Source organism: Spirochaetia bacterium (genome assembly GCA_022482625.1).
Classification (GTDB): domain Bacteria; phylum Spirochaetota; class Spirochaetia; order Sphaerochaetales; family Sphaerochaetaceae; genus Pleomorphochaeta.
On the sequence record JAKVOU010000001.1, the window covers coordinates 19,738 to 45,629 of the forward strand.

The 25,892-nt window shown below is 45.2% G+C and carries 23 protein-coding genes and 1 pseudogene; 17 read left to right on the top strand and 7 right to left on the bottom strand.

The genetic code is table 11. From position 1 onward, the window contains the following. Positions 1-19: 19 nt before the first annotated feature. Positions 20-1,645 (bottom strand): radical SAM protein, encoded by a 1,626-nt coding sequence (locus LKE40_00095; protein ID MCH3915898.1) that lies wholly within the window; start codon positions 1,643-1,645, stop codon positions 20-22. A 91-nt stretch (positions 1,646-1,736) separates the two neighbouring features. Between LKE40_00095 and LKE40_00100 the strand changes: the two genes are divergently transcribed. From LKE40_00100 to LKE40_00130, 7 genes are all read left to right on the top strand, one after another. Beyond that, positions 1,737-3,605 (top strand): YgiQ family radical SAM protein, encoded by a 1,869-nt coding sequence (locus LKE40_00100; protein ID MCH3915899.1) that lies wholly within the window; start codon positions 1,737-1,739, stop codon positions 3,603-3,605. A gap of 338 nt (positions 3,606-3,943) precedes the next feature. After that, the gene (locus tag LKE40_00105; GenBank protein ID MCH3915900.1) at positions 3,944-4,456 is read left to right on the top strand and encodes a hypothetical protein; all 513 of its coding nucleotides are present in this window, start codon (positions 3,944-3,946) and stop codon (positions 4,454-4,456) included. After that, positions 4,425-6,206, top strand: coding sequence for a chitobiase/beta-hexosaminidase C-terminal domain-containing protein (locus LKE40_00110; protein MCH3915901.1), 1,782 nt, complete (start codon positions 4,425-4,427; stop codon positions 6,204-6,206). Before LKE40_00105 ends, LKE40_00110 begins: the two co-directional genes overlap by 32 nt. Positions 6,207-6,286: 80 nt before the next feature. Beyond that, a complete protein-coding gene (locus LKE40_00115; GenBank protein MCH3915902.1) occupies positions 6,287-6,496 on the top strand; it encodes a four helix bundle protein in 210 nt (69 codons plus the stop codon). 392 nt (positions 6,497-6,888) lie between these two features. Next, positions 6,889-7,908 (top strand): hypothetical protein, encoded by a 1,020-nt coding sequence (locus LKE40_00120; protein MCH3915903.1) that lies wholly within the window; start codon positions 6,889-6,891, stop codon positions 7,906-7,908. Positions 7,909-8,205: 297 nt separating this feature from the next. Beyond that, complete coding sequence (locus tag LKE40_00125; GenBank protein ID MCH3915904.1) at positions 8,206-8,550, top strand: DsrE family protein; 345 nt, start codon at positions 8,206-8,208, stop codon at positions 8,548-8,550. A gap of 156 nt (positions 8,551-8,706) precedes the next feature. After that, positions 8,707-9,735 carry a branched-chain amino acid aminotransferase gene (locus tag LKE40_00130; protein ID MCH3915905.1) on the top strand — a complete coding sequence of 343 codons (1,029 nt, stop codon included), beginning with the start codon at positions 8,707-8,709 and terminating at the stop codon, positions 9,733-9,735. Positions 9,736-9,870: 135 nt separating this feature from the next. Here LKE40_00130 and LKE40_00135 read toward each other — a convergent pair whose 3' ends face one another. After that, positions 9,871-11,172, bottom strand: coding sequence for an NCS2 family permease (locus tag LKE40_00135; protein ID MCH3915906.1), 1,302 nt, complete (start codon positions 11,170-11,172; stop codon positions 9,871-9,873). Between the two features lie 280 nt (positions 11,173-11,452). Here LKE40_00135 and ade point away from each other — a divergent pair, with 280 nt between their 5' ends. Then, positions 11,453-13,192, top strand: a complete 1,740-nt coding sequence (gene ade, locus LKE40_00140) for an adenine deaminase (GenBank protein MCH3915907.1) — start codon at positions 11,453-11,455, stop codon at positions 13,190-13,192. On the opposite strand, the gene LKE40_00145 is transcribed toward ade, so the two are convergent. Genes LKE40_00145 through LKE40_00155 form a run of 3 tightly spaced genes read right to left on the bottom strand, consistent with a single transcriptional unit; the run spans position 13,189 to position 16,064 of the window. Next, positions 13,189-13,956, bottom strand: coding sequence for an ABC transporter ATP-binding protein (locus LKE40_00145; protein MCH3915908.1), 768 nt, complete (start codon positions 13,954-13,956; stop codon positions 13,189-13,191). The two genes, ade and LKE40_00145, sit on opposite strands and share 4 nt — an antisense overlap. After that, positions 13,953-14,939, bottom strand: a complete 987-nt coding sequence (locus LKE40_00150; protein ID MCH3915909.1) for an iron ABC transporter permease — start codon at positions 14,937-14,939, stop codon at positions 13,953-13,955. The genes LKE40_00145 and LKE40_00150 overlap by 4 nt, the downstream gene beginning before the upstream one ends. A 9-nt stretch (positions 14,940-14,948) precedes the next feature. Beyond that, on the bottom strand, positions 14,949-16,064 hold the full coding sequence (locus LKE40_00155; protein MCH3915910.1) for an ABC transporter substrate-binding protein: 1,116 nt from the start codon (positions 16,062-16,064) through the stop codon (positions 14,949-14,951). 583 nt (positions 16,065-16,647) lie between these two features. Between LKE40_00155 and LKE40_00160 the strand changes: the two are divergent. The 5 genes and pseudogenes from LKE40_00160 to LKE40_00180 all read left to right on the top strand — a co-directional run bounded on the left by LKE40_00160 (position 16,648) and on the right by LKE40_00180 (position 19,366). Continuing rightward, positions 16,648-16,955, top strand: a pseudogene (locus LKE40_00160) (BrnT family toxin). After that, entirely contained in the window at positions 16,952-17,215 is a 264-nt protein-coding gene (locus tag LKE40_00165; GenBank protein ID MCH3915911.1) for a BrnA antitoxin family protein, read from the top strand. The pseudogene LKE40_00160 and the gene LKE40_00165 overlap by 4 nt, the downstream one beginning before the upstream one ends. Before the next feature lie 513 nt (positions 17,216-17,728). Beyond that, complete coding sequence (locus LKE40_00170; protein MCH3915912.1) at positions 17,729-18,493, top strand: TIGR04255 family protein; 765 nt, start codon at positions 17,729-17,731, stop codon at positions 18,491-18,493. Beyond that, entirely contained in the window at positions 18,494-18,787 is a 294-nt protein-coding gene (locus LKE40_00175; GenBank protein ID MCH3915913.1) for a hypothetical protein, read from the top strand. Further along, entirely contained in the window at positions 18,788-19,366 is a 579-nt protein-coding gene (locus tag LKE40_00180) for a hypothetical protein (protein MCH3915914.1), read from the top strand. A 140-nt stretch (positions 19,367-19,506) separates the two neighbouring features. Here the strand turns inward: LKE40_00180 and LKE40_00185 are convergent, their stop codons facing one another. Both LKE40_00185 and LKE40_00190 read right to left on the bottom strand, forming a co-directional pair. Continuing rightward, positions 19,507-19,965, bottom strand: coding sequence for an RloB family protein (locus LKE40_00185; GenBank protein ID MCH3915915.1), 459 nt, complete (start codon positions 19,963-19,965; stop codon positions 19,507-19,509). A 76-nt stretch (positions 19,966-20,041) separates the two neighbouring features. Beyond that, the gene (locus LKE40_00190; GenBank protein MCH3915916.1) at positions 20,042-21,367 is read right to left on the bottom strand and encodes an ATP-binding protein; all 1,326 of its coding nucleotides are present in this window, start codon (positions 21,365-21,367) and stop codon (positions 20,042-20,044) included. A 397-nt stretch (positions 21,368-21,764) separates the two neighbouring features. Here LKE40_00190 and LKE40_00195 point away from each other — a divergent pair, with 397 nt between their 5' ends. From LKE40_00195 to LKE40_00210, 4 genes are read left to right on the top strand one after another with little or no spacing between them, the layout of a single operon-like run. Then, positions 21,765-23,069 (top strand): glutamate-5-semialdehyde dehydrogenase, encoded by a 1,305-nt coding sequence (locus LKE40_00195; GenBank protein ID MCH3915917.1) that lies wholly within the window; start codon positions 21,765-21,767, stop codon positions 23,067-23,069. Positions 23,070-23,073: 4 nt separating this feature from the next. Continuing rightward, positions 23,074-24,198: a glutamate 5-kinase gene (proB, locus tag LKE40_00200; GenBank protein ID MCH3915918.1), complete on the top strand. Its 1,125-nt coding sequence runs from the start codon at positions 23,074-23,076 to the stop codon at positions 24,196-24,198. After that, complete coding sequence (locus LKE40_00205; GenBank protein MCH3915919.1) at positions 24,182-25,141, top strand: hypothetical protein; 960 nt, start codon at positions 24,182-24,184, stop codon at positions 25,139-25,141. The genes proB and LKE40_00205 overlap by 17 nt, the downstream gene beginning before the upstream one ends. Continuing rightward, complete coding sequence (locus LKE40_00210) at positions 25,138-25,890, top strand: N-acetylmuramoyl-L-alanine amidase (protein ID MCH3915920.1); 753 nt, start codon at positions 25,138-25,140, stop codon at positions 25,888-25,890. Before LKE40_00205 ends, LKE40_00210 begins: the two co-directional genes overlap by 4 nt. The last annotated feature ends 2 nt before the right edge of the window (positions 25,891-25,892 follow it).

Sequence of the window (25,892 nt, forward strand, 5' to 3'; positions counted from 1 at the left end):
GATGAGTGCTTTTGACAATTCAATCAGTTAGTCTGAAAAATTCAATGCCATTTTCTGTTTCGGTGATGAGATAGTATGCAGGCTGCTGACTCCTGTGAGTCCTGACAAAGTCCTTCACAGCCATCTTGTCCAGCAAGGCAAGTTCATTTGGATCGTAGCGGAGGCTTACTTCAGGTTCTTCCTTGCAGTCCATCAGATAGTCGATGCCTTGATGGAGTTCGACAAAGGAGATGACAGCATCCTCAATCTCTGTGTCTTTGCAGTCCTTCAGCAATTGTCTGATGAATAGTTCCTGCTGTCCATAGATATCTTCCTCTTTGTTCCTGTGTTCAATGAACAGTGCAAACTCCTTGAACAGTTGGCTTGCCGTGAGTCCCGTGGCTTCAAGGACCGTGTGGAGGAACATGGAAGCCCCTCCTTTTGTGTAGAATTCATCACATCCGTGCTTGATTACCATGGCTTCCTGTAACTCGGCAGGACTCAATGTCGATGTACAACGGATAGTGTACGTATCGTCATCACTGACTTCAAGGCCAAGTTTTGCTGCCTCATGCGCCAGTTTTGTCCCGGGCAGGAGGGAAAGCGGAAATATGTCCAGGTTGCTTGGTTGCAGACCTGTGGCAAAGTTGAGGCTTTCTTTGAATTTTTCCAGGGTATCTCCGGGAAGACCGATGATGAGGTCCAAACCGAAGACGATGCCGCTTTTTACCAACATCCTGACTTTTTCTTCAAATAGCTTACGGTCAAATTTACGGTCAGCGGCTTCCAATACATCCTTATGGATACTTTGCAAGCCGATCTGGAGAGAACAGTAGATTTGGCTGAATGCCTCGACGAGGTCTTCATCCAGCAGCTCGGCTCTGAGCTCGAAGGTGAAATGGACATCAGGAGCCTTGTCCCTGATCATGTGAAGGATGTGCAGGGTCCGTTCCTTGTTGATATTGAAGGTCGGGTCCAGTACGAATACGTCGGCCACGCCTTTGCTTACGATATAGTCAAGTTCCGCTTCCGTCCGTGCCATGGGATAGTCCCTGACGCTTCTCAGGCCTTTTGATTCAAAACAGAATGCGCAGTGATATGGACATCCTCTTGTCATTTCCCAAAGGATGGAGCAACCCGGAAAAAGGAAGGGATCGGCAGTATGGGTAAGCAATGGGGAATCGAGGCTTTCCAGATTCCTGATGCTAGCGAAGCTTGGTACGGTACATTCTTGAGTATAAATGCCTTTCCCTTCAGGTTTTTTCCCTTCTTTCAGCTGGACAAGGGCTGCAGGGGTACTTTCTTCACCCTCACCGACAACAAGGAAATCAAATCCATCTTTCCTGAAATTGCTGTAGTTGGCGCTGATCTCGGTTCCACCTGCGAACAGCCATCCTTTGTAGTTGGACTTCTTCAATGTTTCATGAAAGGAAGAAAACCATTTCCGGTTCCACAGGTAGATTGAAAAACCGATGCCATCAGGATGTTTCACAAGTATCTGCTTAGCGGCTTTCTCCGGCTCATCCGCAAGGCAGAAGAGGGATGTGTTGACGGAACAGTCCGAAAGCTGTGGGGTGTGCTCCAGTGCTGTCTGGATGCAGAGGGCTCCCAGGGGGTAGGAAAGGTTGTCTTTTTCAATAGCTGTCGAAACAAGTTCAATATGCATGGCAATAATCTAGCAGAAAGGACAAAGGACTGCAATTGCACATGTCTGACCCATATTGCAATGGAAGTGGAAAGCAACGTACAGTAGCGGTATGAAACAAGATGAGTATCGTGCTGCATTTCTTCCGGTGACGAAACAGGATATGGAAAACCGTGGCTGGGAACAGCTGGATATCGTGATGATAAGTGCCGATGCCTATGTGGACCATCCGTCCTTCGGCGTTCCTTTGCTGGCCCGCTTGCTGGAAAGCAAGGGCTACAAGGTCGGTATCATAGCTCAGCCGGATTGGCAGGATGACAAGGCGTTTCTCAAGTTAGGTGTGCCACGGCTTTGCTGCATGATAGGAACTGGTAATATTGATTCCATGGTTCTGAAGTATACCAGTGCCAATAAGCCGAGAAGTGAAGATTTCTACGCTCCCGGAGGCAAGTCCGGGTTCCGCCCTGATCGGGTCGCTCCTGTCTATGTATCCAAGGCGAGGCAGGCTTTCGGTAAGGATGTGCCGATCATCATCGGAGGCTTGGAAGCTTCACTGCGCCGGTTTGCCCATTATGATTTCTGGAGTGACAGGATCCGCAATTCCGTTTTGCTTGATGCCAAGGCTGACATGCTTATTTACGGGATGGGTGAGAAACAGACCTTGGAAATTGTCCGAAGGCTTCAGGAAGGCCAGAAGGTGGAAGAACTTACCGATATCAAGGGAACCTGTGTTTCATTTTCTGAAAAGCATAAGGAAGAGATTCTTAAAAATTCCGTATGGCCGCTTGTTATGTTACCTTCTTTTGAAGAGGTCGCTGGCAGAGATAAGAAGTCAAACCGTCCGACCGAGGAAGGGAAACGGGCGTATGCAGAGGCCTTTCAAATGCAACTTGAGCATGAAAACCCGCTCAAGAGTACACGCATACTCCAGCAAAGTGGCAATCGTTATGTATTGCAGAATCCTCCCGCCGACAGGTTGACGACAAAGGAGTTTGACAGCTTGTATGAACTGCCTTACACGAGGATGGCCCATCCCGATTATGACAAGGACGGTGGGGTTCCTGCCTTGAGGGAAGTACAGTTTTCCATTACGAGCAACAGGGGGTGTTTCGGAGGGTGTTCCTTCTGTGCTATTACCAGTCACCAAGGTAGGATGATTCAGATCAGAAGCAAGGAGAGCCTTGTACGTGAGGCAACATCATTGACCAAGCTCAACGGTTTCAAGGGCTATATCCATGACTTGGGAGGGCCTACTGCCAATTTCCAAGGTTTGGCTTGTATGAAGCAAAGCAAAGCCGGTCCCTGTGATCAAAGGCAATGTCTGTTTCCTTCTCCATGCCTGAATCTGCAGGATACCCACCGGCACTATCTGGAAATCTTGGAAGCGGTTGAGGCAGTCCCTGGGGTCAAGAAGGTTTTCATACGGTCTGGCATCAGATTCGATTATCTGATGGAAGTCTGTTCTCCTGAGATCAGGGAGCAGTTCATTGACCATATGGTAACCCATAATGTCAGTGGTCAGCTCAAGGTGGCACCGGAACATATTGATCCGCAGGTGCTTGCCGTAATGGGCAAGCCTCGGGTAGGGGCCTATGAGGCTTTTGAGGAAGCATTCCATCAGGCAAACCATAAGCATGGGTTGAAACAGTACCTTATTCCGTATTTCATTGCCGCCCATCCTGGTTCTACACTGCAGAGTGCGTTGAAGCTGGCACTGTACCTCAAGAAGGTCGGTTTTGTGCCTGATCAGTGCCAGGAGTTCTATCCGACACCGGGTACTGTTTCTACCTGCATGTACTATACCGGATTGGATCCCCGGCCCGGTATGGATTTCGCTCCTGTCTATGTGCCGAAGGGACGGGAGCGTACCTTACAGAGGGCATTGCTTCAATTCAATAAACCTGGCAATGCCAAGCTGGTCAAGGAAGCCCTGCAACTTTGTGATCGGATGGATCTCTATCATGTACTATGCAGGAGATAATGACAGTAAAGATGTGGCACTTGTGTCACTATTTGTAGTAGCAGTTCAATGATGAAAAATATGCATAAATCGGTGGATTTAACTTGTGACTGTTTTTATAATTTCTAATAATATCTGATATAGATAAAATATTCTTTATACAAACTGTGCATAAATATTGTTTGTTTAGGAAATAAAATTTAATAAATATATGATTTTTCTTACATTTTATGATAGTTGTCTATTGTGAATAATGAAAGTTATGACATAATCAAACCTGAAAAAAGAAAATCTGCATGGAAAGGTGTTTCTGTATTTGTATGGAAACACTTTCTTCTTGGATTGAAAGAGGTTCTGTTATGTCCATAAACAAGAGACTGAAATCTGCTAGAGGTGTATATAAACTTTTGTTCATTGCTTTACTTGCTGTTTTATTATTGCTGGTAGGTTGCAAGGACCCTGATCCCTACGGTGAACTGCAGTTTGGCTTAGACGAAGGTACGTCCAAGTCAATAACTCCCGGAAGCAGTGCCAAGGTCACCCAGGTGTCCTTCTGGGGGGAAGAGACAAACAGCAGCAAGACGCTTTCCAAGCAGACATTGATCCTCGGTGAAAAGAATACGGTCTCCAGCATTCCCGTAGGCACCTGGGACTTCCATGTGGAAGGGATGAACAGCGACGGGACGGTGATCACCGAACAGGCCGATGCAACCGGAGTCGCAGTCAACTCAGGGAAGACGAGTTCCATCAGCTTCACCCTGCATTACCTTACAAGTGACAACGGGACCTATAGCATAGGGATAGGCTGGCCGGATGACCTGTCATCGACCTTTACCAAGGTTGAGGGCAAGCCTCGGGGACAGCTGGTATGAAGGAGCCGTGAGCGGGGGCAGTGCGACGGTGAGTGGCAGTGCCGCTGCAGGCGACTACATGGTAGGGGTGAGGTTCACCAATCCCTCCGGTACACAGATTACTTTCTCAGGGATGGACATGGTGAACGTGTTCACGGGGCTGGAGTCGAGCGGGACGATCAGCTTCGAGGACGCAGACTTTGCCAAGGCGGCACAGCCGACGATAAGCACAGGGGATGTGACCGGCGGCAAGCAGGTGACCATGGCAACCGATACAGCAGAAGCGGCAATCTACTACACGACAGACGGGACTGACCCTGCCACCAGCAGTACGAGAGAGAGCTATACAGCTCCGTTCACCTTGGCAGAGAGCAAGACGATAAAGGCGGTTGCCGTGAAGGCAGACCTGCTGGATTCAGAGGGAGCCAGCCAAGTCGTCACGGTTTCTGCTGTTGCGACACCGACTTTCAGCCTGAGTTCAGGAGATTCGCAAGATGTTGCCATCAGCTGCAAGACTGGCGGAGCAACCGTCCATTACCGGTATGCAGTAGGCAACGGAAGCTACGGGAGCTGGACAGAAGGGATGGCAGTGCCGGTGACGCAGGGCAAGGAGCTCAAGGTGGAGGCCTATGCAGAAAAGGACGGGATGGTCAGGTCTGCCACAGGGACACAGGCCTACAGCGTTGCCACAGGACCAGACTTCAGCAAGACCACCGGAACCTACAGCAATACATTTACGCTGACACTGACCGGCGATACCATACGCTACAAGGCAGGAAGCGGTACCTACCGGACCTACTCGTCAGGCATCAGCATCGCAAGCACAGGGACGACGGTCACGGCATTCGACGAGGCAAGCGGAGAAGTGAACTCTGCACCTGTGAGCAATACCTACACGCTCAAAGTAACGACACCAGTCATTTCCCAGAGTGACACCACCGGAGGGCAGAAGGTAAGCATCAGCTGTGGGACCAGCGGAGCAACCATCCACTATACGACAGATGGGAGCACGCCTGCATCGTCCAGCACTGCCTACGCCGGCGCAATCACGCTGACATCAAGTACGACGGTCAAGGCCATTGCGGTGAAGGACAACTTTGCCAGTTCCGAAGTGGCAAGCAAGGCAGTTACAGTTTCAACAGTAACGACACCGACTTTCAGTCCCACAGGCTGTACTTTCAGTGATACGCAAAGCGTAACAATGACAAGTACTAGCGGGGCCACCATCTACTATACGACAGATGGTACTACACCGACGACAAGCAGCAGCCATGTTACATCAGGAGGAAGCATTACCCTCAGTGCCACAACGACGGTAAAGGCGATGGCAGTAAAGAGTGGCATAGCAAACAGCAGTGTGGCAAGTACAACCTATAAAACCTATTCCGTAGGAGATGAAGGTCCTGCGGGAGGAAAAGTTTTCTATGACAAAGGTTCTTATATTGATGACTGGCGGTATCTTGAGGCTGCTCCTGCTGATGAAAGCGGAACATATACTTGGTATTCAGCAAAAAGTAAATGTTCCAATAAGACGGTATCATATGGCGAAAAAACATATGATGATTGGTTCCTGCCATCAGTGGGTGAGTTATATGAAATGTACGAGCAAAAAGATAGTATCGGAGGATTCGTTAGTAGTCAGTATTGGAGTTCTTCTCAGTCCGGCGCTTACAGCGCGGGCGCGGTCAGCGTGGTCTTCAGCAGTGGCACCTGGTACGACGACTACAGCAGGAAGCACATCCACTCTGTTCGGGCTGTGCGGGCTTTCTGATTACCTATTTGTCTATTTGACTATTTTAAAAGGAGGTGCAGGAACTTGGGGCCCTGCACATGAAATACAAGGAGCTTTCTGTGGCATTATACTATGACTTGCCGGTATTCCATGATGTGTACCATATGATCCTGTTGCTTTTTCAGTATACAAAAGATTTTCCGCGGAAATACAAGTTTACGCTGGGACAAGATATGAAAAGGGATGGTATTGTATTGGTACGTAGTATTTATCGTGCGAACAAAGCCATGGAAAAACGGAGATATCTGGAGCAGTTCCTTGATGACTGAGAGATTCTGAAATTTGAAATTCGGCTTTGTGTTGATCTCAGAATCATGAGCATGAAACGGCAGGCAGCCCTTGCCGTATATATGGAACGAATAGGAAAACAAATCATCGGTTGGCGTAATGCCAGTCGGTGAAGGCCGGAATGACTGTGGTTACGGCCATAGCTAGCGAGCCAGGCTTTGGATGAAAGCGGCAGGAAGTCTGTATGGTAATACACACAGGGAAATGGTCTGACAAAGACGGGCGTCTCTGTCAGCAAAACGCTCCTGCGTCATTGGATTTGGTCCGTATGCGAGCTAGACGCAGGGCCTGTTGCAGTCCAGCGCTTACAACGCGTACAACGTAAACTTCAACAATGGCAACAAAAACGACAACAACAAGAACAACAACAAATATGTTCGGGCTGTGCGGGCTCTCAGGCCAAAGCTATGCGGGAGCTGGAGAAAAGATTTCCAGTTCCCGCATTTGTCCCTATCCTATACCACTTGTGGATTTCTATGATGCATATGAAGCCTGCCGGCAGCATACACGGCATACAGCTGCAGCCCAGTTGTTTGAGCTGGATTATGAGAAAAACTTAGAAGCACTTTACAAGGAAGTCAATTCAGGAACATACAAGATCAGTCCCGCTACGGCTTTTGTCGTGCGGGAACCCGTACCCCGTGAAATATTTGCTTCTGCGTTTCGAGACAGGGTCATACAACACCTTGTCGTACAAAAAATCCTTCCATTGCTGGAAAAACAAAACATCCAAGACAGCTATGCCTGCCGTAGGGGAAAAGGTACCCATGCCGCTATCCGAAGGCTGGATCATTTTATCAGAAGCTGCTCACAGAATTACACCAAGGAATGCTGGATTCTGAAACTTGACATCAAAGGTTTTTTCATGAGCATAGACAGGACAATCCTCTATCGACAGCTTTTGTCCTTGCTTACGCCTCTGTGCAATGAACCGAGTTTTTCCCTTGTACTTGCCTTGATTTCCCAAATTATTTTCCATGATCCTACGACTGACTGTATCATCAAAAGAAAGAGAAGCGACTGGAATCTCCTCCCACAGGAAAAAAGCCTTTTCCATGCGAAGAAAGGTTGTGGACTCCCACTTGGAAACTATACCAGCCAAATCTTGGCCAATTTCTACCTTTCTTCATTTGACCACTTTAGCAAGCATGACCTTAGGATCCGTCGGTATGTACGATATGGTCATTGTTCATTTGAAAAAGAATTTCCTGCAATTTCTTATTCCTGTTGTCCGCGCTTATCTTGCAAAACATCTGCATCTTACACTTCATCCGAAGAAAATGTATCTGCAACCATGCAAGAACGGGGTCCGTTTCCTTGGAATCCAGTTCAAGCCAGGTCATCTTCTTGTCTCCCGACGTGTTACGGAGCATGCCTTCAGGACAGTAGGTGAATGTAACAAAATTGCTTTTTACCATAAACCTACCGTTGAGGAAACCTTGCATGTACAGGCACGTGTCAATGCATACTTTGGCCTATTGTCCCATTACCATACCTACAGGCTTCGCAGAAATTTATCCCTTTCTCTTGTTACCTCATGGAAAAACCGTTTGGTTCCGGCTCCTGCCTACCGTTTTATGGTCCGTAAGAAATAATAGTCTGGCAGAAATGTCTAGTAGTTGGATTTGTCATTCAGTTACCTTGACTCCATTTTCCTAGGTGAGTAAGCTTGTTGACAAGGAAGGTTGCCATGGAAAAATCAAATCAACTGTATATACTCTGGACCAATGCTGATGAGTTGACATCAGAAAAGATGGTAATGATGTATGCCACCAACAGCCTGCTGGAAAAATGGTGGGATGCTGTAACCGTCATTATCTGGGGCGCCACCACGAAACTGGTTGCGGAGAATACCTCCATCCAAACAAAGATACAGGTTGCCCAACAAGCGGGAGTGCAATTTTCAGCCTGCAAGGCCTGTGCTGACCAGCTGGGCGTTGCTGACAAGCTCATCGGTCTGGGCATTGAAGTCATCTATTGGGGTGAAGGGTTGACGACAATACTGAAAGACGGGGATAAACTGCTGACCGTCTGACACAACAGGGAACAAAGGAATCAAGATATCCATCAACATTAGACGAGAATTCAGTTACTTTTTCTATTTCGCAAATTGACAGTAATCGGCCAAAGTTTTACCATTGTCCCAATATAGATTGCAGTATACTGCAAAATTAGTATTTGGAGCTGGAAAATGGAAAAGAAGAACATCGATTGGACTAGCCTTGATTTCTCCTATCGTGCGACCGACAAACGCTACGTAGCTGAATACAAGGATGGTTCATGGGGCAAGGGATACCTTACCAATCAAAGTGAAATCGTCATCAATGAATGCGCAGGAGTTCTTCAGTATGCCCAGACCTGTTTTGAGGGCCTGAAAGCCTATACTACCAAGGATGGACGAATTGTTACGTTCCGTCCTGACCTGAACGCCGAGAGGATGATGAATACCTGCAAACGACTATGCATTCCAGTCGTAACAAAGGAAATGTTCCTAGAGGCAGTAGACCAGGTCGTAGCGGCCAATGCAGCCTATGTACCACCGTTCGGAACAGGTGCAACACTCTATCTTCGCCCGTACGTATTCGGCAGTGGCCCTGTAATCGGCGTCAAAGCCTCGGGCGAATATCAGTTCAGGCTGTTCGCAACACCTGTCGGCCCCTATTTCAAGGGAGGTGTCAAACCCGTGAAGCTCATGCTCAGTGACTATGACAGGGCAGCTCCGCATGGAACCGGCAATATCAAGGCTGGACTCAACTATGCAATGAGCCTGTATCCGGGAACCCTCGCACATAGCCTTGGCTATGCTGACAATATGTATCTGGACTCAGCTACCAGAACCTATGTCGAAGAAACCGGAGGAGCCAACTTCCTCTTCGTGGACAAAGAGGGTACCATTGTCATTCCGAAGAGCCCGACGATTCTTCCTTCCATTACCAGAAGATCCTTGGTCACTGTTGCAAAGGATATGCTCGGCATGAAAGTCGTCGAACGTCCTGTTGCCTATACTGAAGTAAAGGACTTCGTTGAATGTGGTCTCTGTGGCACTGCTGCAGTCATCAGCCCAGTCGGACAGATCCATACCAAGGACGGAGATATCAACTTCGCAAGTGGCATGGACGAGATCGGGCCAGTAGCAAAGAAACTGTATGATACCCTGACAGGTATCCAGATGGGAGTGATCGAAGGCCCTGAAGGGTGGATCAGAACCATTATCAAATAGCATAGAAATTTCTTGTTTGCATATGGATGGGGATGGTTACCAAGTAGCCATCCCTGTTTTTCAGACAAAAGGAATCTCCCGTTTGCTTGCGGGAGATTCCTTTATGATGCTTTCGTAAAAATCATGCCATATGGCTTATACCAGTGGGCTGAAGATGATTTCAAGTATGAACAATATAGCAACAACCCATGTCATGACGGTGATATCCTTTCCTTTCCCGGTAAAAAGCTTCAGTACTGTATAACCCAGGATACCGATCAAGATACCATTGCTGATAGAGTAGGTGACGACCATGAACAGTATGCACAGATAGGCGGGAACCAGTTCTGTAAGATCGTCGAATTCAAGATCCTTGATAGGCGAGACCATCAGGACACCGACGAGGATAAGTGCTGGAGCGGTAGCCGCTGATGGAATGGATTCAAATATAGGACTTAGGAACATTGCCAGCAGGAAAAGAATTGCCGCAGTTACTGCCGTGAGCCCGGTCTTGCCGCCTTCAACAACACCAGCTGAGGATTCGACAAAGGTCGTAACCGTAGAACATCCGAGAATTGCGCCTACAGTAGTACCTACTGCATCTGCAAACAATGCTTCTTTGACGTGTGGGATGGAACCATCTTCTTTAAGCAATCCAGCCTTCGTTGAGCAACCGATGAGGGTCCCGACCGTGTCAAACATATCTACGAACAAGAAAGTAAAACAGACTGTGATAAAATCGAAGGAAGCCATGTGCGCAAATTCAAAAGGGAAGAAATACGGTGCATGGGGTGCAAAACTACCTCCGGCATAGTTGGTTACACCAAGAGGAATACCGATGACGGTCGTTGCAAGAATGCCGATCAGCATGGCACCTTTGACTCTCTTGACCATCAGTACAATCATGATGACCAATCCGATGACAGCGACGATAGGACCCGGAGTTGAAAGCCATTGAGGGTTCAGCTCAACAAGCGTCGATGCGTTGCCTTTGACAATACCTGCGTTTACCAATCCGATGAAGGCAATAAAAAACCCGATTCCTACAGAAATTGCTTTCTTCAGGTTGCTCGGGATGCTGTTGATTATTGCTTCTCTGATGTTGCAAGCTGTCAAGATCAGGAAAATGATACCTTCGACGAATACGGCCGAAAGTGCGAATTTCCAATCATAGCCCATTCCTAGGCAGACAGTGTATACCATGAAGGCATTGAGGCCCATTCCAGGGGCCAGTACAAACGGGAGGTCAGCCCAGAGTCCCATCACCAATGTAGCAATGGCACTAGCCAGACATGTTGCAGAGAATACCTGCTCAAATGCCATTCCCATGCCATTTGATGACAGCATGCCAGGTTCGACAGCTAGGATGTAAGCCATCGTCAGGAAGGTTGTCAACCCAGCCATGACCTCGGTACGTACATCGGTTTTTCTTTCAGATAATTTGAAGAACTTATCCATAACGCACTCCTTTTTCGATTGATAGCTTATTGTAAACCTGAATATCTGATTCGTACAGAAAAAAAATAGAATCAAGTGAACAAATTTGTTAAATAAAACTAATCGAGAATAATTATCATACAAAATTTATGTATACATAAAAAATCAAATAAAAAATATATTTATCTATAAATTACATACTGTGCAATTTATCTAAAAAAATGATAAAAAACTTGTTGCCTATGCAGACTGGTGATATGATGCAAGCATCAGAATCCAAAGATAATCGGGAGTAATACCAATGAAAGATTTGAAACGTTTGGTTGATGTTGCCATGGGAAGGAAGCAGGCACAGCTGTGTATCCGGAACGCAAAAGTGGTTGATGTCCATACATTGGAAGTGTTGGAAAAAGATGTTTTGATTGACAACGGCATCTTTGCAGGTTTCCGGGAACCTGACAAGGGTATGGCTGAAACGGTCTATGACGCTAAAGGCAGATATATGGTTCCCGGATTCATCGACGGACATGTCCATATCGAATCTTCCCATTGTGGTCCCCAGGTTTTTTCGGATCTCGTAGTCCGTAAAGGTACGACTACCGTTATCGCCGATCCCCACGAAATCTGCAACTGCAGTGGTTTGGATGGCCTTGATTGGATGATTGAGAATTCAAAAGGCCTTCCGCTCTCCATATATTATATGGTACCAAGCTGTGTACCCGCGACAGCCTTTGAGCATGCAGGGGCAACAATGCTGGCTGACGACATTGCAAAACGGATTGATAATGAGAGGGTACTCGGTTTAGGAGAGATGATGAATTATCCCGGTGTTCTGGCGGCTGACCCCATGGTACTGGACAAGATTGCCGTAGCACATAAGGCCGGAAAACTCATTGACGGACATGCTCCCAGTCTTGAAGGCATAGGCTTGGATGCCTATGCTGCCATGGGTATCAGGGATGACCATGAATGTACGACAGTGGAGGAAGCCCGGGAACGGCTGCGCAGGGGCATGTACGTGCTGGTCAGGCAGGGGACTGTCTGTCAGGATGAACTCAGGTTGCTTCCTGCGGTTACCATGGCAAATTTCAGGCATTGTCTTTTCTGTACCGATGACCGTCAGGTCGCCTCCCTGCTGGAAGAGGGAAGCATCAACAACAACGTAAGACTGGCTGTTGCCCATGGCTTTGATCCACTTATGGCAATAAGCATGGCCACGATAAACAGTGCCGAATGTTTCCGGCTTTCTGACCGTGGAGCCATAGATCCTGGTCTTAGGGCAGATTTCTCCCTTGTGGATAATCTGAAGGATTTCAAGATACACAGGGTCTATGTAGAAGGTCGGCTTGTTGCCGAAGGCGAACAGATGCTTGAACCGGCAACACCGGGAGAAGTAGGTGACAAGGTACTGTGCAATATCAACATCGGTTCTTTTTCCAAGGGGAAACTGGTTTTGCCACTATCTCAGGGACATGTACGTACGATCCGGCTCAAGGAAGGCGGTGTCGTGACTGAAGCCGGTGAAGCTTCGGTGAAAGTAGTGGATGGGCATTTTGTCCATGATCCGACTTTGGATGTCGTCAAGGTCTGTGTCCTTGAACGGCACCATGGGACAGGAAATATCGGCCTTGCCTTGTTGGAAGGCTATGGTATAAAACGAGGAGCTGTTGCTACGACTGTGGCCCATGATTCCCATAACATCATCTGCTGTGGTTGCAATGACGATGATATGTATCTGGCAATCGAGACACTCAAGGAGAACCATGGTGGCATGGTAGCTGTTGAAGGTGGCAAGGTCCTTGGCAAGCTTTCTCATCCGATTGCCGGACTTATGAGCAACAGGAAGGCTTCCGAAGTTGCCGAATCCCTCAAGGAGCTTGGAAATCTGGCATGGGAAAGATTGGGAGTTTCGAAGCAGTACGACCCGTTCATGACACTTTGTTTCATGGCTTTGCCAGTAATACCCGTATACAAGGTTACTGATCTTGGTCTCTTTGATGTATCCAAGTTCTCGCTGGTAGATATTGAGATCAAGGACTAATCCGTGATGAGTATCCTTTTGCCTGCTTCCTGCAGGACGGAAACCTTGGTGCCGTAGACAGCACTCAGGATTTCTCCTGTCAGGCAATCTTCGAGGGAACCGAAAGCTACGAGGTTCCCTCGTTGCAGTATAGCCGCCTTATCAGCGAGGTCATTTGCAAGCGTTGGATCATGTGTCGTGAAGAGAATGGTCTTTCCACTTGCATTGAGGGTCTTGATGAGGTTTTTGACCTTTACCTTATTACCAAGGTCAAGTGAGCTTGTCGGCTCGTCCAGAAGCAGGATTTTTGCATCCTGACAGATGGCACGGGCCAGTAAGGTAAGCTGTTCTTCTCCACCGCTGAGTGTGGTAATCGGCTTGTCGGCAAATTCTGCCATACCGACTTCCTGCAGTGCTTGCATGGCAATTTCCTGATCTTGTGCCTTCGGGCTTTCAAAGCCCTGAAGATATGGGGCCCGACCGAAAAGTACATAATCAAGGCAAGTGAAGGAAAACGGCGGTTTCTCTACTTGGGGTACCAAAGCCATGAGCCGGCCCCGTTCCTTTTTGTCATAGGATAGGATGTCCTTTCCGAAGGCAAAGACGGTATGCTTTGTGGGAAGGTATGAAAGCACAATATCCAGCAACGTGCTTTTCCCTGCGCCATTAGGGCCGAGCAATGCGACACATTCTCCTTCTTCTACGCTGAAATTGATGTCATTGAGCGTAGGCGCTGTATTCCCGTCATAGGTAAAGCACAGGTCCTTGACCTGTATGGCAGTCATAGCTTGCCTCCCTGTTTTTTCTGGGAAAGTATGATGATGAAGATCAAGGCTCCGACACTGCTTGTGATAAGCCCTATGGGAAGTTCACTTGCAAAAGCGCTTCTCCCGAATGAATCGCAGAGCAACATGAAGATTGCGCCGATGAGCATGGAACCTGGAAGTGCCACCGTTGAATCCGAACCCATGAGTTTTCTTGACAGATGGGGAATGATCAGGCCGATCCATCCGATCAGTCCGGTTACCGAAATAATCATGGTCGTGCCTACGGTTGCAACAGTAAGCAGGAAGATTCTCTCTCTTTTCGGTGAAGCGCCCATGGCAAAGGCTGTCTTTTCATCGAGGCTGAGAAGGTTGAGTTTCCACCGAAAGAGGAAAAGTATAAGCAGGCATGGAAGTGCGAGAGGTAGTATTGACAGCAGTCTTGCCCATGTTGCGTTCCAGAGTCCTCCCATCATCCAGAACGTAATGTCCTGCAGGTCCTTTGTGGGATCTGCTACCAGTTTGAGGGCTGAGAGCATGGAAGAAAAAATGGCAGATACCGCGATACCGGAAAGTACCAGTCTCAGGAGCCAGCCGCCGAACCGAAAATGGCGTGCCAAGGTATAAGCCAGAAAGAGGGCAAGCAGGGCAAAGAAAATTGCCGAAGCCTGCAGCAAAGCCGGCTGATAACCGATGTAGATAATTACCAATGCTGCTCCGAAAGCCGCGCCTTGGGATACTCCTAGGAATCCTGGTTCGACTAGAGGGTTTGAAAAAATCATCTGGAACGTAAAGCCTGCGGCGGAGAGCATGGCGCCGGCCAGAATTGCCAAAAGTATCCGTGGCAACCTGACCGACAGTATGATCGTCCGTGAAAGTCTGGTCGTAAGATCGAAAGAAAAACCTGGGTGGGGATATCTACCCAGAAACAATGTCAGTCCTCCGATAAGGAAAGTCAGGGCAAACAATTCCCACAGATATCTATGGCTTTTTCTTCCTTCCATGACGCCTTTCTACCTGTTGTTGTCTGCTACTGACTTGCGATAACGGGTAAGTAGGTCATTGATGATATTCTGATCAGTTATGCCGTAGAAATCCTTGAAGTACTGGGTAATGACATCTTCAAAATTGACACCTGCATAAAGCTGCGGATGCATTTGGCTGCATAGCCACTGTTCGCACAGAATCCAACGGGAGATAGGCTGGGCCCAGCTGAGATAATCCTGTGGGGTAGCCATGATATGTTTCTCCTGGACTGCCTTCAGCTGTTTCCATGCATTGCTTGAATAGATTTCATCAAGATATTTCTTGCTTGGAGCTTTGAAGGAGGTTACGAATATGTAGTCTGGGTTCCATTTTGCAATCTGTTCGAAGGAAACGACACTCCAGCTGCTTTTGTCAGCAAGCTGTCCTTTCCATACGGGAATTCCACCGGCCTTTTCAATCATTTCTGTCTGGATCCATGAATCCGGTGCAACGGAGAAAGCTGTGACACCGTCCTTGGAACTGAACTGCATCAGCAGGACCGTCGGTTTGTCACTGTCTTTGAGCGTGGCAACTTTTGCAGCAAGATCATCAATTCTTGTTTGATAGAGTTTGTCAATCTGCTGGGCCCTTGGTTCATCACCGATAAGCTTGCCTAGTTGCAAAGTCTCATCCATCCAACTCTTGGATGTTTCCAAGTCCAAAGTAAACAAAGGAATGCCCAGTTGCTCTATGTTCTTTCCAATTGATGAATAGTTGAAAGATTTTGTAAGTACAAGATCGGGAGACTGTGCTGCAACTTCCTCGGCACTTATGTTGTGGGGTAGCCTTTTTTCTGTCTTGAACTCAGGATGGATAGCTGGGAAAAAATCACCGATGCCTTGGTTTGTCTTTGCAAGGCCGCTGATGTCCTTTACTTCATCACTGAACAGAAAAACCATATCGGCCGGCATGATGGCTGATTTCCCGACTACCATTATATGGGCAGGCTTTTCCTTGAGGGTAACGGTTCTGCCAAGAACATCAGTAGCAGAATAGGTTTGCTGAGGCTGTGAAACAGCTGATTGCGTTTCGACATTCCCATTGGCAAAAACAAGGCTTATTGCCGTCAGGAGCATAAGCAGGGACAAAGTTATTTTTTTCATACGTACCTCTTGAGAAAAATGTTGCAATATGTTGCGTATGATACCATTATTTATTTAAAAAAGCAATGGAGTAGTTATTAAGAAGAGAAAACATCTTCATCAAAGATACACTAGATTTCTTGATTAATGGAACCTTTTGCCAGATTTTTACCTTCACAGGCAATCAGTATTTCTGGTATGACAGACATGAAAACCCGTTTCCTCTTAAGTTGCCTTTGTTGTTGCCTTTGTATTTTTCCTGTTGTTCCTTATAGCTATGGAACTCATTCTCAGGTCATCTTCGGTAATCTTGCAAAATCCTTCTGCTTTCTGAGTCTGGCTAGGTTGATGGAGATTGTCTTTGAATGCCTTCCTGAAGCCATCGGAGAGAATCTGAAACCGGCTGTTATGAGATGTCTATGATCAAGCAATGGGGATATGATTTCTTCGACATATGAATGAGGACAACCAAAACCAAAGAAAACTTCTATAGTACATTATAAGACAATGAAATATAATTTGTACTTATGTATTGTAAATATAATATATATTTACATTCTGGGGAAGATACGCTATGCTGAAACTGGGTAAGAAAGAAGCTTGCATGGAAGTTGTCGGGAACCGTTTCGAATGGAACGAAACCAAGAACGAGGACAACCAGGAAAAACATGGGTTTTCCTTTGAGGCCATCATTCCGATGTTTGATGATCCTTTTTTTTAGAGCGTTTTGATAAAGAACGTTCGAGTGTTGGAGAAGATCGGTTCTTTGGCTTGGGCCGTGTACAGAATTATGTCGTCGTTGCCGTAGTTTACGTAGAAGATGAGCATATCCGAATCATATCTGCACGATTGGCAACTCCATGTGAAGAAAAAATATACTACGACAAAGTAACAAGGAATCTGGACTTATGAAGAAAATAACAGAATTGACCCCGGAATTAGTAGAACGGATAAAAGCAAAAGGCATTGACCTTTCGGATATTCCTGAGCTTACCGAGACTCAGGCCAATGAATTGTATCCCCGAAATTGGAAGCCAGTGAAAAAAGTCATTACCATCCGCATTGACATGGATAACTTGGAATGGCTCCAATCCAAGGGTAAGAAGGGGTATCAGGGTCGTCTTAACGAGGTACTTAGGTGGGCAAGGCTAAAAGGGTGTCCATTCATATAAGCCCGGGTATATGACGTAATCCATGCAACAATACCTTACTGAGTTGTCTGTTGTTTGAAGCTTAGAAGATATTGTACTAATTTAAAAACAGTAGTAGATGATTCTTCCTGAGCTGGAGAATAGTGGGAAAGCCTGTCGTAGATTTTTTGTGCCCGTCTGATTGCAAGTGTTGATTGTCCGGTGTCTGGAATATATTAATGGTCCTTTTGCAATACTACTGTACATAATTATCAAATAAGTTTTTGAACTTGTAAAAGATTGAAAAAGTGATTTTATAAAAATAGTAAGCTACTTACTTGATCTGTGATATCATATAGTCTTACTAAGGGTTTATGAATGGGAAGAAAAAGCTTCCTGTAGTCCGGTTTGAGCAAAGAGGGAGTAAAGGCGTTTGAAATGACTAATAGAATTGTAAAAAATCAAATCAAATTGAAAGTGAAAACAAGGAGTGATGTATTTTTTCCTTGCATAAATCTCTTCGAATCTATTATATTGTAGTTCAGGAAAGGAAAAATGGAAGAGTATCCTCGTCAGCTAAAGAAAGGGCCGTTGGCCGAAACAGTTTTTGAAATTAGATTTACCTCATCTTTACCGGATGATGCTGTTTTCGGTATAATATACCAATCTCTTCTCGCAAAGATTAGCACACAAAACAAAGTTATAAATTTACCAATATTACAAATTCCGCCAGAAATTCGTAGCAGAGATCCAAACTTTAGATACCAACAATATTATCAAATACATAATACGGGCGTATATGATTTGATAATCGGAGTGGGACCTCGTGCTATTTCCTTTTCGAATCGATCTTCCGATTTGGTTTGGGAAAAATATCATGATGCTATTAGTAGTTTGCTCAATGAAATATTGAAACCATCAATATTTATCCAAATTGAACGGACAGGACTTCGGTATATCAATGTATTGGATGAGCCATTATTCAAATCCGCAAATTTACAATTGACTCTTGGAGCCAACCAAATAGGTAAAGATTCTGTAACAAATATTATGACCGAAGTATTAGAACCTGATTCCTATAAAATAACTTTACAGTTAAAGAATAATGCAAGGATTTCAATACAAGGTCAAAAATCTAAGATTGCTTCTATGATTGATATTGATGTTACGCATGACTCGATTTATACTTTTACTGCGTTCAAAAATACCTATGACGAGATACTAGTTCATTCGCATCTGTTGGCTAAGCAAGAATTTTTTGATTTATTAGATAAAGAGTATATAAAAACTTTTGACCCAATTTTCGATGAGGACAAATAAATGTTACACAGTGATACGACATTTAAAAAATTGGCAGCTGTTTTAGGATCTGCAGCGGTCAGTGTTATTCCTGTCAGTGGGGCAAATGATGTTATAGAGTCTGTATATGCAATACCTGTTGAATATATTTCTGTACTTACTACTCCTGAAACATATTCCGATCCTACATACATTACTTACGAAGCTAATGTATTCCAAGACAATCCAGAAGAATCTGTCATAACTTTACCTATTGCAGGGACCGTAAAACTGAGACTTTCGAAATTTAGCAAAAGGGAAAAGGTTTGGATTTAAATGGCAGAAGAAGACTATCCTTGGTATGATTATACGGTATGTGGAAAAACTCTAGAGCAAGGAGATATAATAGAAAATTGTAAGATTATTATACCATCAGATGAAGCTTATGAGTCATTACTCAATGATACAGTAACTGACAGTATTTCTGAATTTGTTGAACACCATTGTATCATTCTTTCGCAATCCTGTGATTTGCAAAATGAAAAAATAGAAAGCGTAATAGTCTGTCCCATACTTTCCCTTAAGGAACTCATTACTAATGGAGGAAATGGAGATTTTTATAGAAGTAAATCTGCAAGGGAGCAGTTAAGGCAAGGGAATCAACCTGCATACCATTTATTAAATAAAGTCGCTATAGGCTCAGAAAATGAAGATTATTACTGTGTATCTTTTAGGACAATTTACTCAGTACCTAAAAGTTATCTTATAGCTTTGGTTGGTTATAAAAAAAGAATTCGTTTGCTGCCTCCCTATCGGGAGCATTTATCTCAAAGTTTTGCGCGCTATTTCATGCGTGTAGGTTTGCCTTCTGGTATACCCTCAGATGAAATGAAACATTATAATTATACCACATAATAAATCTTGAAAATTTTTACATTCCAGAGGCTTTTTCAAAATTTACGGATACCTGAATAAATATTTATGTACGATGCATATCCATGTAGAATCCATGCCGACAGTTGCAGGAAATGGAAACGAGTAGCATCACACAACCTCTATAATCTGCTTGGAAATATCAAGGAAATTTTTCCGTAAGCACTTTTGGAATGGCTCCAGTCCAAGGGTAATAAGATTGCAAGTGTTGAACGTTCAGTGTTTTTTTCCTCATCTTTACTTTGCAACACATTGAATATTTCAGACGTAATGACCTTACAACCATTGCCTTCGTATTTCAAACCAAAGGGAGACAATTCTTCATTTATTATTTCTGCATACTGTTTTCTATCCATTGCACTTCCTTGATGGTCCCTAAAGTGTAAGATTATCCAATACTCAAAGGCTTGATTTGAATAAGCTACTTCGAAACCGTTTGCTTGGGCTTTGCTAACGGCATTGTCAAAATCGCAATTTGGAAAATCATCTTTATCAGATACACACCCGACTTTTTCATAAGAATGTCCTTTTGCCAAATTTTTACCTTCACAGGCAATCAGTATTTCTGGTATGACAGACATGGAAGCCTGTTTCCTTTTAAGTTTTCTTTGTTGTTGCCTTCATGCCTTTCCTGTTTCTCTTGTAGCCATGTTGTAATTATTCCTTTTCGCAGCATCGTTGGGCTGTGAATTCATTTAGAAAAGGCACGGCTCCATATTTTCCCTTGAGATAGCTTGTTTCAAAGTTTTCCCCTTTGCGAACTTTTGTTGATTTGAAATCTGATAGAGCATAGAGATGGGCGGCTTCAAATTGGTCTTTTTCTATAAACCATAGTTGATCTTTTCGTAGTATCCCTTCTTTTAGGAAAATTGAGTTTTGGGCTGTTATGATTAGCTGGGCCCCTTTCCCATTGATTTTGGAATTATTGAACAAGGCAAACAGCTTTAGGACGAGGTTCGGATGCAGACGTGCATCAAATTCATCAATAAACAGTGTTTGCCCTGTTTCAAGAGCGTTGATGATCGGTCCGGTCAGGTAGAAATATTTTTTGGTACCATCTGATTCATCTTTCTCCATCATGAAGTCTGTCTTGCCGATAATTCGATTCGTTTCATCGTAGTGGTAGTGGGTGGTGATTGTCCCCGTATAGACGGGGATATGCTCACTTTCAATTTTTGAAAGGAGAAATTCTTTCATTTCTTTTGGAGCACCAGTGGGTATTTCATTAATGCCCATCGTCTTGGACGTTACTTCTCTGATGGACAGATCTGCTACCTCTAACAATTTCATGATTCTGTCATGGAAGTTTTTATCTGATAATTTCTTCATGGTGTAGCCCTTGTATTCAATCTCTTTTTGAGTTGAAAGTACTGCTACTTGGTTGGTAAACCATTTGACGATTTTGCTACAGATTGAGTCATTGAACTGTGCGGCGACAGAAAGCATGAGTGCATTGTCCCTGACAAGTTGCTGTTCATGCAGCATGTTGCCTTTCTTGAAAAGTTTTTGGTGGCCTTCGAAGGTTCCATCGACTGTATCGCGATAGAAAATTTGCACCTCTCTGGTTTTTGCTTCCATCTTTTTATAAAAAAGCCATTCACTAAGTACCTGTTTACGTGTTACTTCACATCCATATCGGTAGATAGCACTATCATCCAAAAAAATGATATTAAATTCCGTCGGGGCGTTTTCAGTTGTGGAAGAAAGCAGAAATGGTTGTACATTGATTGGCTCTTCCTGTTGGCCGTTCTTGGATGAGTTGATAACTAAATGACGCAGAGTTCTTAACGATTCCAAGAGTTTTGTCTTGCCTGAAGCGTTTGCACCATAAATGACAGCAGATTTCAGGATGCGAAGCTTCTTGTCAGGTGTTTCAAGAAAATTTTCCTTTTGATTTTCCTTGTCATAGTTGGAAGCAATGAAGCTGATAGTTACTTCTTCTTTGAAAACCTTATAATTTTTTACGGAATATTCAAGAATCATAGTTATTACCTTTTTTGAATCACTTTTCGTTTAAAACAACATAAACATAATCAATTATACATGTAATAAATTGATTTTTCAACATAAAAATGTATTAAATTGATTTTATAAAATACTATCATGAAATAACGTTTCTAAAATTTGATACTTTTTGGGGAATTTAATCCTAGAAAGCAATGTTTTAAGTTTTTTTTGCTTCATAAGATGGTCTTGTGAATTACGGACTTCTTTGTTTGAAAGTAGAACTGGTTGCCTTTAATCCGGTAGTCAGCCGTATTCGTTTTCAATTTCATCAATTTAGTTGTTTTCCCAGGGTATATTGAGATTGCTTCCTTCTTGCGTTACATTGTAGAAAACAAGGATTGGAAATTTCCCTGTTTTCCTCAAGGAGATACAGATGGACTTGGCAGCACAATTGAAAAGCGTACGGCAGGCATCACAAAAACTTGCATCCAGTAGCTTGGAAGAGCGCAATCAGGCTCTGCGCCTTATAGCAGCAGGACTGAAAAGAGACAAGGTTTCTCTCTTTGCTGCAAATGAACAGGATGTTGCGCAGGCAGAGAAAAATCATGTGGCTCCTGCATTGCTTGGCAGGCTTCATTTTGATGAAAAGAAACTGCAAAGCGTACTCAGTGGTCTTGAAATGGTAGCGACACTTCCTGATCCGATCGGGAAAGTACTTCAGCGCCGTAAGTTGGACGATTCCCTGTTACTTGAGAAAGTTGCCTTTCCTCTAGGGGTCATCGGCATGATTTTTGAAGCCAGACCTGACGCCTTGGTACAGATTGTCTCGCTTGCCTTGAAAAGTGGAAACGGCATAGTCCTCAAGGGTGGCAGGGAAGCAGATAAAAGCAACACTGCGTTGGTAGCTTCGATAAAGAAAAGTCTGGAAGAGACATCATTCGGCAGTGATTGGTTACTGTTGATCCATTCTCGTGAAGAGACTCGCAGACTTTTCGACATGGAAGGTCTGATAGACCTGCTTATTCCTCGAGGATCCAATACCTTTGTCCGGTATGTCATGGAAAACACAAAGATACCGGTCATGGGACATTCCCAGGGACTTTGTTCCATCTATGTTGATGACAGTTGCGATATCGAACAGGCCGTAGCAGTCTGCGTGGATGCAAAAGTACAGTATCCATCTGCCTGCAATGCTGTTGAAACATTGCTGGTCAACCGTAAGATTGCCTCTGTGTTCCTGCCACTCCTGAAGAAGCAGCTGGAAACCTATGGTGTCATTATCCATGGGGATGAGACTTGTCGACGTCTCATTGACTGCGTACCTGCGACGGACGAGGACTGGGACACCGAGTACCTTGCCTTGGAAGTAGCAATCAAGGTCGTCAATTCCGTGGAAGAGGCAATGGAACATATTGCCCGCCACGGTTCGCATCATACCGATGCCATCCTGGCGGAGGATGAGACAAAACAGAAACTTTTCCTGACTCAGGTTGACAGTGCCGATGTATTCGTCAACTGCAGCACCCGTTTTGCCGACGGTTATCGGTTCGGCCTTGGCGCTGAGGTAGGCATAAGTACCAGTAAGCTCCATGCCAGGGGACCTGTGGGTATGGAAGGATTGATGACTACCAAGTACTTGCTGAAGGGTTCGGGAAACATAGTTGATTCCTACAGCAATGGTACCAGCCATTTTACCCATGAGGAGCTTTCCTTGGACGGGAAAGCTATGAACAGGTGAAATGATGGGTAGAAATTTTTCCCAAGTCAAACGGATAGTCGTCAAGGTCGGAACAAATTTACTGTCAGGGCCTGAAGGCATAGATGAAACACGGATTGAAGACATTGTCAGGCAGATCATGGAACTGGAAAAATCAGGTTATCAAATCCTGTTGGTTTCCAGTGGCGCCATCGGAATGGGAGCGAAAGAAATAGGGCTCTCACATTCCATCAGCCAAGTTGCAATGCGGCAGGCCTGTGCCTCAATCGGACAGCCGATTCTCATGCATGCCTATCGCAGGGCCTTCAAGAAATTCGGTGGTATCTGTTCCCAGGTACTTCTGACGCGTAAGGAACTTGATAACAGGACTACCTACAATAACCTGAGAAACAGCGTATTTACGTTGCTTGATCTTGGGGTAATTCCCATTTTCAATGAGAATGATGTCGTCAGTACTTCTGAAATAGGTTCGGCTTTTGGGGACAATGACAGGATGAGTGCCTTCGTAGCCAGTAAGATTGATGCCCAGTTGTTGGTTATCCTGACGGATGTCGATGGACTGTATGATGAAAATCCGAAGCTGACAGACGCGAAATTGCTTAAGGAGATAGATCAGGTTACCGATAAGGTGTTTTCCTATGCAGGTGGGGCCGGTTCTGCATTTGCTACCGGTGGCATGCGTACCAAATTGCTTGCCGCCAGGATTGCAAGCGTAGCCGGTTGTCAAAGTCTTATTGCTTCCGGTTATGAGAAGGATATCTTGCCCCGGCTTCTGGCTGGGGAAGAGATCGGAACCTGTATCCATGCCGTGGAGAAATTGAAACAGCGCCAGCGATGGATACTCAACAACAACCATAGCGGTGCCATTACCGTGGATGCAGGAGCAAAGGATGCACTGGTAAACCACAACAGCCTGCTTCCCAAGGGTATAATTGCAGTTGAAGGGGTTTTCAATGCCGGTGATGTGGTGGAAATCAGGGATGAAGGTGGTGTTGCCTTTGCAAAGGCAGTGCCGTATTATGATAGTACGGATATTGCCGCGATAAGCGGACATAGGAGTGATGAAATTTCCAAGTTGCTGGGACCAGGCAACAAGGATGTAGTCTTCCGTCCTGAGGATATGGTGTTTTTACATGAGTCAGATGAGTAAATACAGGATATATCACAGAAAGCAGGATGTGGGAAAGAAGATTGAGCAGCTTCACCGCAGTGAACAGCTGGCAATCGGCATCATTGATGTAGGGACGCTTGAGCAACTCAAGACGACACTCAGCAGATACATTTCTGAAATGAACTGTTGCCTGCATGCAATCATCAGCAGTGAGAGAGGAGATATCGCTACCTTGCTTGATGAGTTTCCAGATGTGACGTTCATTGTCTTCAATGGCCTTGGTTATCTTGGTGAGTTGATCAATGCTGTGGCTGACGAATGTTTTACGACCTATTTCATGATCGTCAGGACCGACATGGAGCTCGTACGTTTTGACGGTGCCTATATCCTGTCGCTTTTCAATGATGAGCGGGCGCCTGGCATCATCGTTCCTGCCATCGCAAACAGCAATAAGGAAATAATTCCTTCCATGAGGTCTCCTCGTCTTACAGGCAATCTCATTGATCCTGATTCGTATTTTCCTGTCATGTCCGATACCGGTATGTACCAGAGCCTGTATCCGTTCAAGGGCATCGGTTTCTATGACAGGGCATTGTTCCAGCGTCTGCGAGGCTTTGATTTTTCGATTCCCAGTGAGTATTGGCAATGTCTTGACCTTGGATTACGTTGCAACCAATTTGGAAATACAATCGGCTGTACCAGCAGTTTCATCATGAGTTTTCCTGATCGCCTGTCAATAATCGAAGACCGTAGTCCCGTTGAAGGTATGAACAAGGTGCATACAAGGGCCTTGGGTGTGGAAACGATCAACGGAAAGAATTTTGCCCATAAGTTCAGAGGACATTTCGACCGTAAGACATTCAATGAAGAAGTGAAAAAGAGGACGATGTTCCTCATCAAGAAAGATTGGCATACCCTCTGCGCTACATGGCAATATCCTAAAGAGGATAAGACAGAAGACAGCGGGAAGGATGCCCAGTGAAAAGAGTTGTTGCTTTCATTGCCGTCGGTTTGTTTTCATGTCTGTTTCTATTTTCCATGAATCCATTTTCCTATCCTGTTGAGACCGTCTTTATAGACCCTGGCCATGGAGGACAGGATTCCGGTGCAGTCCGGAATTGGGATTTCGCTCCTGGTGGAGAACTCATGGAAAAGGATGTGAACCTTGCCATATCGCTTATCCTGAAGGACTATCTGAAACAAAAAGCTCCGTCTTTGGATGTCGTGCTGACACGTAGCGATGATACCTTTCCCTCGTTGCAGGAGAGGAGCCAGCTGTGCTACCGGACTGTTCTTTCTCCCAAGACAGCTTCTTTGTTTTTGTCCATACATGCAAATGCTTCGACAAACCAATCCGCTGAGGGATTTGAAGTCTTTACGAAGCCAAAAGACAAACAGGTCCCAATCATTGATGAAAAGACGCCGTTGCTGAATATTCCTCTGTTTGCTTCAGAGGACAACAAGACATTGAATGTACAGCAAATGGAGGAAAACCTGAAATTTGCAGGCAACATTGAATCTTCATTGGCTGCAAGCTTTCCTTCCATGGAAGACAGGGGCATCAAGGAAGATGACCTGTATGTACTCAATGCCTGCCGTACCTGTGCGGCCTTGGTAGAAGTCGGTTTCATTTCCAACAGGGAAGATGCATTGCATCTGCTTGATCCGGCTTGGCAGCATAACATGGCCCAAGCCTTGGGAGATGCCATACTCAAATATGTACAACGATAAAA